Raw genomic sequence first — 12,734 nt, 5'->3', positions numbered from 1 at the left:
GCCCCCCGACGTGACCCTCGCAGAGGCCGCCCCTTCGCCTGCTCCGGCCGGCACCGACGCCCCGGACCTGCTGCCGCTCACCGCGGCCCAGCTCGGGATCTGGAACGCCCAACGGCTGGAACCGGATTCGCCCTACTACGTGGTGGGCGACGTGCTGGAGATCGCCGGCGACGCACCCGTCGACGTCGCGGCCCTCCGCACAGCGATCGCGCGCACCGTCACCGAGGCCGGCAGCCTGCGATTGCGGGTGGCCCTGACCCCGGACGGGCCGCGACAATGGATCGACGACGATGCGGACCTCGAGCCGGACGTCGTCGACCTGCAGGGCGAGGCCGATCCGCGCGCGGCGGCGGAGGAGGCCATCACCGTCGAACGCGCCCGCCTGGCGGCGCACTGCGCCGCGATGACCGACCGGGACCTCTTCGCCTTCCGCATCCTGCGTCTCTCGGACACGGAGGTCTGGTACACGCAGCTGGGCCACCATCTGGTCTTCGACGGCTACTCCGCCGCGATGCTCTCGCGCCGCGTCGCGGCCCAGTACACGGCCCTGCTCGCCGGCACCGAGCCGCCGAAATCCCCGTTCGGCTCCTTCGCCGATTTCGTCGCGGCCGATCGCGAGTACCGGGAGAGCGAGCGGCACGAGATCGACCGCGCCTACTGGCGCGACGAGCTGACGCCCCTGCCGGAACTGCCGGAGCGCCCGGCGTTCGACGGGCCCGCGGGCGCGGTACACGTGGCCCGCACGGAGCTGCCCGTCGAGGTCTTCGACGCCCTGCGCCGCGTGGCGGACGAGTCCGGGACCACGTGGGGCGAGGTCCTGATCGGCTGCTACGCCGCCTTCCTCCATCGCACGCTCGGGGAGTCCGACGTGGTCTTCGCGATGCCGCTCATGTGCCGCAGCGGCGGTGTCGCCCTGCGCACCCCCGCCATGGCGGTGAACGTACTTCCCTTGCGCATCACCGTGCGCGCAGTGGACCGCCTCGCGGACCTGAGCACCCGGGTGGCGGAGACGATGCGCCGCATGCGGAAGCATCAGCGCTACCGTGGGGAGGACCTGCCCCGCGATCTGGGTGCCCCGAACGTGGGTGCGCTGCTGCACGGTCGTGGCATCAACCTCAAGGCCTTCGATCTGACCCTCGACTTCGCGGGGTCCGCGGGCACCATGCGCAATGTGGCGGGCGGACCGCCGGAGGACTACGGCCTCAGCGTGATCCCCACAACCTCGGGTGGACTCCTCGTGGGCTTCGAGGTGGACGCGCGGTCCGCGTCGGCCGAGCAGGTGCAGGGCCGCCTGGACACCGTGACCGCGCTCATCACCGCGCTGACCTCGATTGCGGCACCCGCGCTCGGCGAGGTCGAGCTCCTCCCCACCGACCTGCGGGACGCCCTCATCGACCGGGCTCGTACCCCGGAAGCCCAGCATCCCCCGCAGGACGTCCCGGCCGCGCTCGACGCGCAGGCCCGGCGCGATCCCGCGGCGCTCGCGCTGGTCCACGGCGCCGAGCGGCTCACCTTCGGCGAGCTCGCGGACCGCGTGCACCGCACCGCGCGGCTGCTGCGCGCGGAGGGCATCGGCGCCGACGACGTGGTGGCACTCGCACTACCGCGGAGCGTCGACCTGGTCGTAGCTCTGCTGGCGGTGCTCGACGCGGGTGCCGCGTACCAGTACCTGGACCCCGCACACCCCGCCGCGCGGCACGCGGAACTCGTCGACGATTCACGGCCCGCTCTGCTCCTCACTCGGTCCGGTTCCGCTGCACCCGAGGGCGCTCCGTCGCTGCAGCTCGACGACGCGGGAGTCCGCGCGCGCCTCGACGCCCTGTCGGGCGATCCGCTCGCCGAGTCCGAGCTCGCCGCACCGCGGCATCCGGACCACCTCGCGTACGTCATTCACACCTCCGGCTCCACCGGTCGCCCGAAGGGCGTCGCGGCCCGCGTCGGCGGGCTCACCAGCCTGCTGCGGCACCATCGCGCGACGCTCGCGGATCTCGCGACTGCGGGCGAGCCGGATCGGCGCCTGCACTGCGCACACACCTATTCCTTCTCCTTCGACGCCTCGCTCGACCAGCTGTTGTGGCTGTTGAGCGGGCATACGCTGCACCTCTACGACACCGACACGGCCCGGGACGCCGACGCGCTCCTGGCCGCGTACCGCGCGGACCGGATCGACGTGGTCGACACGACCCCGTCGATGGCGGCCCCGCTCATCGACGCCGGACTGCTCGACGGCGACCACCGCCCGGCGCTGCTCATCCTGGGCGGCGAGGCCACCGGCCCCGCGCTGTGGCGACGGATCGCGGACACCGGTGTGCCCGCGGTGAACGTCTACGGCCCCACCGAGGCCGCGGTGGACGCCACCGCCGCGGTCGTGACCGGCGAGACGCCCGTCATCGGCCGGGCCGTTCCCGGCACCGCGGCCTACGCGCTCGACGGTGCGCTGCAACCGGTCCGGGACGGCGAGATCGGCGAGCTGTACCTCGCCGGACCGCACCTGGCGCGGGGCTACCTCAATCTGCCCACCGCGACCGCCGAGCGCTTCGTCGCGGATCCCTTCGGCGAGCCCGGTTCGCGCATGTACCGCACCGGCGATCGCGTGCGGTGGCACGGCGACGCCGGCTACGAGTACCTCGGCCGCGGCGACGGCCAGGTCAAGATCCGCGGCTACCGGATCGAGCTGGCGGAGGTCGAGACCGCGCTGGCGGCCGTCGCGGGCGTGACGAGCGCCGCTGCCGTGGTCCGCACCGATGCCGGCCGGGATCGCCTGGTGGGCTACGTGACCGGTGCCGTGATCGGCGACGGCGTGCGGGAAGCCCTGACCGCCGCCGCGCCCGATCACATGGTGCCGTCGGCGGTGATGGTGCTCGACGAGCTGCCGGTGACGATCAACGGCAAGCTCGACCGCGCCGCCCTCCCGGCGCCGGCCGCCGCGTCCGGTGGGCGCGCGCCGCGCACCGACCGCGAACGCATCCTCTGCGCGGTCGTCGCGGCCGCCTTCGACGTCACCGAGGTGAGCGTCGACGACGACTTCTTCAGCCTGGGCGGAGACAGCATCAGTGCGATCACCGTCTGCAGCGAGTTGCGGACTCAGGGGCTGGAGATCCGGCCCCGGGACTTCCTCTCCGGCAGCAGTTTCGCGACACTGGCGGCCAATGCCACGGAGACGGCGGAGCAGGAGGAGGACCCCGTCGTCCCGGCCGACGGCGAGTTCCTCGCGCCACCGATCGTCGCCGCTCTCCTGGAACTCAACCCGGACCCACGAGACCTCGCCGGCTACGCACAGTGGATCGCCCCGGAGCTGCCCGTCGGCGCGACGCCCTCATCGGTGCGAACGGCGCTGCAGCTCGTCGTCGAGGCGCATCCCGCGCTGCGACTGCGCCTCTCGGGCTCGCGGACGCTCACCATCGGCGACACCGCCCCGCCGGTCGAGGTCGGCGAGGGCGCCGGCACCGTCGAGGCCACGGCCGCCGAGCTGGCCGCCGAACTCGACCCGGCCACCGGCGTGGTGCTGCGCGCCCGCATCGTGCGCCCCGACGACGGACCGGACCGGCTGGTCCTGGTGATCCACCACCTCGCCGTCGACGGGGTCTCCTGGCGGGTCCTGCTCGACGACCTGCCGCAGGCGCACCGCGATGCGGCGGAGGGCCGCACCCCCGCCGTCCGCGCCGAGGCCACGCCCTGGCGCGCCCACGCACTCGCGCTGGCGGAGCAGGGCGAGAGCGGCACGTACCGAGGCGAACTCGACCATTGGCGGTCCGCGCTCGCCGATGCCGAACGGCTCGGCGTCCGCCTGCTGGATCCCGCCGTCGATCGGGTCGGCACCGCCGTGACCACGTACACCCGCACTGCTGCCCCCGTCGCCGCGGCGGTCACCGCGACCCTGGCGAGCGCCTACCGCGCCAACGCGGAGGAGACGCTCCTCGCGGCGCTCGCGCTCGCACTGCGCCTGCGCCGCCGGCGTGCGGGAACCGCGGGACGGTCGGCCGCGACGGTCACCGTCGAGGGCCACGGGCGCGAGCAGGTGCTCCGCTCCGCCGATCTCGCGCGCACCGTCGGCTGGTTCACCGTGGAACATCCCGTCCGCCTACCGCTCCCCGCGACCGATGCGGAGCTCGACGAGGCTCTCGCCGGCGGCGCCGCCGCCGGCCGGCTCGTCCGCGCCGTCAAGGAGGCCCGCCGCGGCGTACCCGGCGAGGGCATCGGCTACGGCGTACTCCGGCACCTCGACCCCGGAGGCGAGCCCCTCGGGGACGCGCCCGACGTGGTCTTCAACTACCTCGGTCGCTTCACCGCGCCCGACCGCGGCTGGCGACTGCCGGGCGAGACCCCCTTCTCCGTCGTCGATCCCGCGGGCAAGGCCCTTGAACAGGTACTCGCGGTCAACTGCTTCGACGTCGACGACGGGCTCACCGTCGAATGGACGGCCGCGGGCGGGGTCCTCGACGCCGCCGCGGTCACTGAGCTGCAGGAGTGCTGGTCGGAGGCCGTGGGCGCGCTCGCGGCACACGCGGAGCGGATCGGGCCCGACGGTGGCGGCCTGACCCCGTCGGACCTGCCCCTGGTGACGCTGGACCAGGCGGACATCGACCTGCTGGAGCAGGACGGCCCGATCGCCGACGTGCTGCCCGCCACCGCCCTCCAGGTGGGCCTCGCGTACCACTCGCAGGTGCTCGCCGATGGTGAGCCCGACGTCTATGTGGTGCAGGCCGCGACCTACCTCGACGGCCCCGTCGACCCCGACCGGATGGCGGCGGCCGCCGCGGAGCTGCTGCGCCGCGTGCCCTCGCTGCGGACCCGCCTCGGCTACACCACCTCCTCCGATGTGGTGCAGGTGGTTCCGGAGACCGTGGCCCCCGACTTCACCTTCGCCGACCTCGCCGACCGGCCCGACCCGGCAGCGGAGTTCGCCGCGATCGCCGCGGCCGAGCAGGCGCGCCGCTTCGACCCGTCGACGGCGCCGCTGATCCGGTTCCTGCTGTGCCGCACGGGCCCCCGCAGTCACCGTCTGGCCCTGACCAACCACCATTCGCTGCTCGACGGCTGGTCCATGCCGATCGCCGGCCGCACCCTGCTCGCGATCTACGCCGAGCTGGGCGGCGGCCCCGCGGCGCCCGCCTCCGCGCCGCTCGACGGCTACTACCGCTGGCGCGCGGAGCGGGACGTCCCCGCGGCCCGCGCCGCCTGGGCGGAGGAGCTGGCCGGCCTCGAGGCCCCGACGCTCCTGGCCCCCTCCGGTTCCGGCGCCGCCGATGCCGCACCCGAACGCATCCTGGTCGAGCTCGACGAGGACCTGACCGGCGGCCTCACCGAGCTCGCGCGCAGCCGCGGCGTGACGCTCACGAGCGTCCTGCACACCGCGTGGGGCCTGCTGCTGGGCCGCCTGACCGGCCGTCGCGACGTCGTCTTCGGGTGCCCGGTCTCCGGCCGTCCGGTGGAGGTGCCCGACGTGGGCACCATGGTCGGGCAGCTCGGCGAAACCATCGCGGTCCGGGTGCAGGCGACGCCCGAGCGGCCCGTCGGCGAGATGCTCGCCGACGTCCACCGCCGCGCGCTGGCCCTCTCCGATCATCATCACCTGGGCCTGGTCGAGATCACCCGCGCCGCGGGCCTCGGCGAGCTCTTCGACACCATGGTGGTCACGGAGAACTTCCCGCTCTCCGACCGGCACGTGCAGCCGATCGAGCCGGGCCTCGACCTCACGGGCGTCGACATCACCGACGCCACTCACTACCCGCTCACGATCGTGGTCCTGCCCGGCGAGCGCCTCACGCTGGGCCTCGGCTACCGCACCGACCTGCTCTCCGCGGACACCGTGCGGGCCTACGGGCGCTGGCTCACCGAGGTCCTGCGCGCCGTCGTCGCCGCCCCCGACACCCCGGTGGGGGCGATCGGCACCCTGCCCGCCGACGAACGGGCCGCGATGCTGGCCCTGGGCGAGGTGCCGCCGCGGGGCGAGTACGGTCCGCTGCTCGAGGTGTTCGGCGGGCACGTCGCCGCGACCCCTGATCATCCGGCAGTGGTGTGCGAGGACCGGCAGCTGACGTACCGCGAACTGGACGACGCCGCGAACCGGCTGGCGCACCTGCTGCTCGCCGACGGCGTACGGCAGCAGGACGTCGTCGCGGTCTTCGCCGAGCGCGGACTGCCCTGGTACGTCGCGGTCTTCGGCGTGCTCAAGGCCGGGGCCGTCTACCTCCCGCTCGACCCGTCGTACCCCGCGGCGCGCCTGCGGTTCCTCCTGGAGGACGCGGCACCGTCGGCCGTACTGACCTGTGGCGGGGTTCCGGAGGCTACCACCGCCTCCGTGCCCGACGGGGTGCAGGTGCGCGCCGTGGACCCGTGGGACACGACCGGCGAGGCGACCGACCCGGCGCACGCCCGGGAAGGCCTCACGTCGGACTCCCTGGCGTACGTCATCTACACTTCCGGGACCACCGGGCGGCCCAAGGGCGTCGCGGTGAGCCACCGCGGCCTGCCCGTCCTCATGGCGTTCGTCATGGAGGCGTTGGGCTTCCGCGCGGACGAGCGCGTGCTGCAGACCGGCTCACCCAGCTTCGACATCTCGGTGCTGCAGGTGCTGGGGCCGCTGATGGCCGGGGCCACGTCGGTGATCGCCCCCGACGCGGTGCGCGTCCCCGGCGACGAGCTGCTGGAGTACATCGCGGAGCAGCGCGTCTCGGTGATCAACCTGCTGCCGTCGTTCCTCGCGGCGATGCCCGACCACGCGCGGGTCGATCCGTCGGTGATCTTCATGGTGGGCGCCGAGCGGCTCGATCCGGAGCTCGCCGACCACTGGGGCCGGGGCCGCCGCGCCCTGTTCAACTGCTACGGCCCGACCGAGGCGACCATCAACGCCGTCACCTGGCGGTACGTTCCCGACGATCCCGGGCCGCTCCCGATCGGCCGACCCGATCCGGACCAACCCTGCTACGTGCTCGACGAGGGGCTCAACCCCGTGGGGACGGGCGTGCTCGGCGAGCTCTACCTGGCGGGTGACTCGCTCGCGCAGGGCTACCTGCACCGCCCGGACCTCACCGCCGCGACGTTCGTGGCGAATCCCTTCGGCGCGCCGGGTTCCCGGATGTACCGCACGGGCGACCTGGTCGCGTGGCGCGAGGACGGGAACCTCTCCTTCCACGGCAGGGCCGATCATCAGGTGAAGATCCGCGGCCTGCGGATCGAGCTGGGCGAGATCGAGACCGCGCTGGCGCGGCAGCCCGGCGTCCGCGCCGCGTCCGTCCTGGTGCGCGACGACCGGCTCGTCGGCTACCTGGTGCGCAACGACGGCGCCGATCCCGATCCGGAGGCGATCCGCACCGCCCTCGGCGCGGAACTGCCCGCCCACATGGTGCCCGCAGCTTACGACGTGCTCGACCGGCTTCCGCTGGGCCCCACCGGGAAGCTGGATCGGGACGCGCTGCCCGCGCCGGCGACCCGCGCCGATGCCGGTCCCGATCGCGTGCCCGAGACGCCGGCGGAGGAGGCGCTGCTCGCCGTCTTCCGCGAGCTGCTCGGCACGGACGAGGTGCGGCTGTCCGACGACTTCACGGAGCTGGGCGGCGACTCGCTGGTCTCCCTGCAGGTGGTCTCCCGGGCTCGGCGGCGGGGCTTCGAGCTCAATGCCCGCGACGTCCTGGAGGGGCGTTCGATCGCCGGGATCGCCGCTCGCGCCGTCGCGTCTTCGGCCCCGGAAGGGCCCTCGGGCAGCGACTTCGAGCAGTTCCTCGAGGTGCTGCGACTCGACGGCGCCGACGCCCCCGATGTCTTCACGGGCAGACATCCGGTGAAGGTCGGCGTGCACACCTTCGGCGGGCAGATCCTGGCGCAGGCGATCGTGGCCTCCGCCGCGACGCTCCCCGGGGACGGCGGAGCGTTGCCGCTGCACGCGGCGCACACGCACTTCGTCGAGCTCGGTGCCGTGACGCAGGACCTCACCTACCGGGTGACGCGCCTGCGGGACAGCCGGACCGCGGCGAACCGTCAGGTCACCGTCGAACAGGACGGGCGGATCCTGGCGGTCATGACGCTCGCCTATCAGGCCGACGCGCCGAATGCGCTCGAGCACAACGACACGGCACCGGAGGCGGGTGATCCGTTGATGCTACCCACGATGGCGGAGCGGTTCGCCGGACACGAGTCGCGCCTGCGCACCCTCGTGGCCGCTTCACACCCGATCGAGATGCGCTTCGCCTCGGAGCCGGTGTGGGAGAAGCGCGGAGCGGAGGGCGCGACGAGCCGGAACCTGGTGTGGATGCGCACCGACGGGACGCTCCCCGCCGAGCAGGTACTGCACGACGCCGCGCTGGCCTGGGCGTCCGACCTCACCGTGCAGGACCCGATCATCGCCCGGCACGGTCTCGCCTGGGGCTACGACCGGGTCGGCGCGGCAACGCTGAACCAGTCGCTGTGGTTCCACAGGCACACCCGGTTCGACGACTTCCACCTGCTGGTGGTCGATTCCCCCGTCGCGCGCGGTGGGCGCGGGCTGTCGACCGGCCACTTCTACGCGCACGGGGAGCTGGTAGCGACGGTGACGCAGGAGGCGATGGTGCAGGCGCTCCCCGACTGATTCCGCCTGAGACGACGCGACAGCCGCGGCCGGTTCACCCGGGCCGCGGCTGTTCGCGTGGTGGAGCGGGTTACTTCTTGAACATCTTCTCGACGACGTCGAGCGTGGCCATGGCCTTGTCGAAGTCGGGGCGCTGCACCCAGTAGGGAAGGTCGTAGGCACGGTTCGCGGCGAAGGCCGGGAGCGAGGCGTAGACCGGCTGCGAGCGCAGCGAGTTCGCATCGAAGGTCTGGCCGCTGAAGCCGACGATGAAGACCGAGGGCTGCGTCACCGTGCTCGGCAGCGCCTCCTGAGTGATCTCGTAGGAATCGCCGCCGGCGGTGTACGGCTTGAACTTGCCGCTCGCGAAGATCGGCGCCGGCTCGATGCCGAGCTTGGCGAACTCGGCGGGCACGCCGCGGTTCTCGATGAGGCCGTAGGCCTTGCCCTGCGCGGTCATCGACAGGTACGACACGGGGCCGGGAGGCGGTGCGATGGCCGCCTTCACCTGTGAGACGCGGTCGTCGTACCTCTTCACGGCGTCCTGGTACACCCGCGGCTGGTCGAAGGCCTTGGCCAGGAACTCGAACTGCTGGTTCCAGCTCTCCAGCTTGTTGTCGACCACGATCGTCGGGGCGATGGCCTTGAGCCGGTCGTAGGCGTCGTTGGTCTGCTTGAACGGGAAGCCCAGGCCGCCACCGACGATGAGGTCCGGCTTCTCGGCGGCGATCGCCTCGATGTTGTAGCCACCGGCGGGCCAGTGCATGAACTTCGTGCCGGCCTTGGTGAAGTCGTCCTTCCACGCGTCGAAGGGCTGCGCCTTCGCCGGGTCGCGGTCGGTGTATTCGGTGACCATCGAGACCACGGGCAGGCCCAGGTCGTACAGGTAGCCCGCGAGGTTGTAGTTCAGCAGCACGACCCGCTTCGGCTTCGCGGGGATCGTCACGTCACCCTTGACGGTGCTCACGGTGCGCGTCGCGTTCGCGTCGGCGGGGGAGTCGGACGAGCCGCCTCCGCCGCAGCCGGCGACCAGACCGACGGCACAGAGGATGGCGACGAGGTATCGCACATGCTTGGCCATGGAGTAGCCCTTTCTCCGTGTAATTAGGACAGGCTTATCAAAGCATACGGCCGCGTCAGGCCGATACCCAGGCCCGATTCGAACTGAGGTTAGCATAACTATAGTATTTCGGTACGGTGGGGCCGTGACTCGCGCTGCTTCCCTCTCTCCCCTCCGCACGGTCGCGCGCACCGTCGGGCTCGCCGTCGCGGGCCTCGTCCTGATCCTGTTCACCGCCGCCGTACTGCTCTCACAGGTCGTCGCCGCGCTGTCCGCGGCATCGTGGTTCACGCCGCTGTGGCGGGCGGTCGGCGCCGTCGGGGCCCGGATCACCGGTACTGCTCCCGCGCCCGTCGACGTCGCAACCGGCAGCGACCTGCAGTGGGCGTGGCAGTTCCACGCCGGCGCACTCGCGATCGGCGCGTGCGCGGGCCTGCTGTGGGGCGCCGTCGCGGTGCGTTCCGGCGACCGGGGCGCGGTGGGCGTCGACCGCGCCACCCGGGTCCTGCGCGCGATCGCGACCGTGGTGCTGGCGGTCGCGATGCTGCTCTACGGTCTGGCCAAGGTGATCCCCGCCCAAATGGGCCACATGAACCTGCCCGCCTATCAGCTGCAGGCCGTGGGCGATACCGAGCCCTTCTCCCTGCTCTGGGGTTACATGGCGGCGTCCACGCCCTACACGGTGATCACGGGGGCGATCGAACTCGCCGCAGGACTGCTGCTGATCGTGCCGCGCACCCGCCTCGCCGGGGCGCTGCTCTCGATCGTCGCCCTGACGCAGATCGTGCTGCTCAACGTCTTCTACGACGTGCCGGTGAAGTTGCTCGCCGCCGAACTACTGCTGATCGCCGTGGTCCTCGTGTTCCCGCATCGTCGGGACCTGCTCCGCGCCGTTCTCCCCGCAGTCGCATCGCCCGCGCGGCGTACGGGCACCGTCGTGGCCGGCGTCCTGGCAGCGATCCTCATCGCCGCGACCGTCGCCGGCAACCTGGAGCGGGTCGACGCGATGAACACCCCGCGCGATCCGCGGGACGGGGTCTGGCGGGCCGTCTCGCTCACCGTCGACGGCGCGCCCGCCCGCGCCACGGGCGAGGACGGGCCCGTCTGGACGTCGATCGCGATCACGCTCCGCGGCACCGCGGACCGTCCGGCGAAGGGCTCCGCACAGGACAGTCTCGTCACGCAGACACCCGACGGTGCCGTCACCGCCTGGGGCCTGCGCGCGGACGGCGACCGGTTCACGGTGCGCGCCGGGGCCGGGGCCGAGCCCGTCGAGCTGCAGGTCACGACGGTGCCCGCCGGCCTGCAAGTGGTCGGCACCGTCGATGGACGGCGGCTGGACGCGCGGTACGAGCGGCGCGAGCTGGACCGCCGCGCCGACATCCGTTTCGTGCAGGCACCCTTCGATCGCACACGTCCGCGGCTGTAGTGGCACAGTGGTCTTCCATGGAGCTACGCATCTTCGTCGAACCCCAGCAGGGAGCCACCTACGCCGACCAGCTCGCCGTCGCGCGGACCGCGGAGGCCGCCGGATTCGGCGCCTTCTTCCGATCCGACCACTACGTCGCGATGAACGTCGACGGGGCGCCCGGCCCCACCGACTCGTGGATCACGCTCGGCGCGATCGGTCGTGAGACCTCCACCATCCGGCTCGGCACGCTGGTCACGTCCGCCACCTTCCGGTTCCCCGGACCGCTGGCGATCTCCGTCGCGCAGGTCGACGAGATGTCGGGCGGGCGCGTGGAACTCGGGCTCGGCGCCGGCTGGTTCGAGGAGGAGCACGCCGCGTACGCGATCCCCTTCCCGGACGTGAAGGAGCGCTTCGCGCGCTTCGAGGAGACACTGGAGATCGTCACCGGACTGTGGGAGGCGCAGGGCCCCTACACCTTCCGCGGTGAGCACTTCTCGGTGGTCGACTCCCCCGCGCTGCCCAAGCCCGCGCAGGCGCACGTGCCGATCGTGCTGGGAGGCGCCGGCAAGAAGCGCAGCGCCGCGCTGGCCGCGCGGTTCGCCGACGAGTACAACACCCCCTTCGTGCCGGTCGAGGAGGCTGCGGCCGTGTGGGCCCGCGTCGACGCCGCCGCCACCGCCGTCGGCCGCGACCCGCAGTCGATCATCAAGTCCGCCGCGCAGATCGTCTGCGGTGGGTCCGACGAGGCGACCGTCGCACGACGGGCCGCCACGATCGGCCGCGAGCTGCCCGAGCTGCGGGAGAACGGGCTCACCGGGTCTGCGGCGGAGATCGTCGACAAGTTGGGCACCTTCGCCGAGGCCGGCGCCTCGCGGGTGTACCTGCAGGTGCTCGACCAGAGCGACCTCGACCACGTGGAGTGGATCGGCGCCGAGGTGCTGCCGCAGGTCGCCGACCTGTAGCCGCCGAGACACCACAGAAACCGGCCCTCAGCTCGGTCGCGCGGAAGTATCTCCATCGCGACCGAGCCGACGGCCGGCTTCTGTACGCAGGTCAGACGTTCGCGGTCCGTGCAGCGATACCCCGCGGCGGGCGGAATCGGTTCTCGGGCACCAGATCGACGAGCGGCGCGTCTACGTGGAGCTGGCTCTGCACGCGGTGCCGGTCGTCGGCGTCAGTCCGGAAGCAGAGCGCCCTTGAGGTAGGCGGCGGCGCCCAGGTGCTGCGCGCAGTCGTCGACGATGCTCACCAGGCGCACCGCGACGGTGACCGGCGGGTCCCAGGCCTCATCGATGACGCGGGCCAGCTCATCCGGTGTGACCTCCGCGAGGTAGCGGCTCGCCATGGAGTCGACGTCGCGGAAGTAGCCTATGAGCAGCGCATCGCTGCCGTGCACCTTCGCGGCGTCGGCGCGGGTGTGACCGTACCCCGTGGACTCCGGCGGCAGGTCGAGGCCGAAGCGGTCGTACCAGCCGTTCGCCGTCCAGACCTCCTCGACGCCGGCGATCGGCGCGAGTTGCGCGTCGATGACGCGAGCGCTGTGCCACACCAGCCAGGTGATCGTGTTGGCGTCCGGCACGATCCGCCGGTTCGCGATGTCCGGGTCGAGACCGTCCGTCACCTCCTCCGCGTGCTCGCGGATGCGGGCGAACGAGTCGGTGAGCAGGTCGCGTGCAGCGGTTCCGTCCATACGTCCGACGGTACGCCGAGCACCGTCG

The 12,734-nt window shown here is 72.6% G+C and carries 5 protein-coding genes; 3 read left to right on the top strand and 2 right to left on the bottom strand.

The window, feature by feature from the left end:
• Nucleotides 1–10 precede the first annotated feature (10 nt).
• Entirely contained in the window at nucleotides 11–8,566 is an 8,556-nt protein-coding gene (locus tag FK268_RS12215) for a non-ribosomal peptide synthetase (RefSeq protein WP_146434311.1), read from the top strand.
• A gap of 70 nt (nucleotides 8,567–8,636) precedes the next feature.
• On the opposite strand, the gene FK268_RS12210 is transcribed toward FK268_RS12215, so the two are convergent.
• Nucleotides 8,637–9,626, bottom strand: a complete 990-nt coding sequence (locus FK268_RS12210) for a Fe2+-enterobactin ABC transporter substrate-binding protein (RefSeq protein WP_146434309.1) — start codon at nucleotides 9,624–9,626, stop codon at nucleotides 8,637–8,639.
• 124 nt (nucleotides 9,627–9,750) lie between these two features.
• Between FK268_RS12210 and FK268_RS12205 the strand changes: the two genes are divergently transcribed.
• On the top strand, nucleotides 9,751–11,034 hold the full coding sequence (locus FK268_RS12205; protein WP_146434307.1) for a hypothetical protein: 1,284 nt from the start codon (nucleotides 9,751–9,753) through the stop codon (nucleotides 11,032–11,034).
• Nucleotides 11,035–11,051: 17 nt separating this feature from the next.
• Nucleotides 11,052–11,978: an LLM class F420-dependent oxidoreductase gene (locus FK268_RS12200; RefSeq protein WP_146434305.1), complete on the top strand. Its 927-nt coding sequence runs from the start codon at nucleotides 11,052–11,054 to the stop codon at nucleotides 11,976–11,978.
• Between the two features lie 212 nt (nucleotides 11,979–12,190).
• On the opposite strand, the gene FK268_RS12195 is transcribed toward FK268_RS12200, so the two are convergent.
• On the bottom strand, nucleotides 12,191–12,706 hold the full coding sequence (locus tag FK268_RS12195; protein WP_146434303.1) for a mycothiol transferase: 516 nt from the start codon (nucleotides 12,704–12,706) through the stop codon (nucleotides 12,191–12,193).
• Between the last annotated feature and the right edge of the window lie 28 nt (nucleotides 12,707–12,734).

Source organism: Tsukamurella sputi (assembly GCF_007858445.1).
GTDB lineage: Bacteria > Actinomycetota > Actinomycetes > Mycobacteriales > Mycobacteriaceae > Tsukamurella > Tsukamurella sputi.
This window is presented reverse-complemented; position numbering and strand designations above follow the sequence as displayed.

What these genes read in the sequence shown, in the direction of transcription:
- FK268_RS12210 (WP_146434309.1), bottom strand. Translation starts at nt 9,626, where the DNA reads ATGGCCAAGCATGTGCGATACCTCGTCGCCATCCTCTGTGCCGTCGGT.
- FK268_RS12200 (WP_146434305.1), top strand. Translation starts at nt 11,052, where the DNA reads ATGGAGCTACGCATCTTCGTCGAACCCCAGCAGGGAGCCACCTACGCC.
- FK268_RS12195 (WP_146434303.1), bottom strand. Translation starts at nt 12,706, where the DNA reads ATGGACGGAACCGCTGCACGCGACCTGCTCACCGACTCGTTCGCCCGC.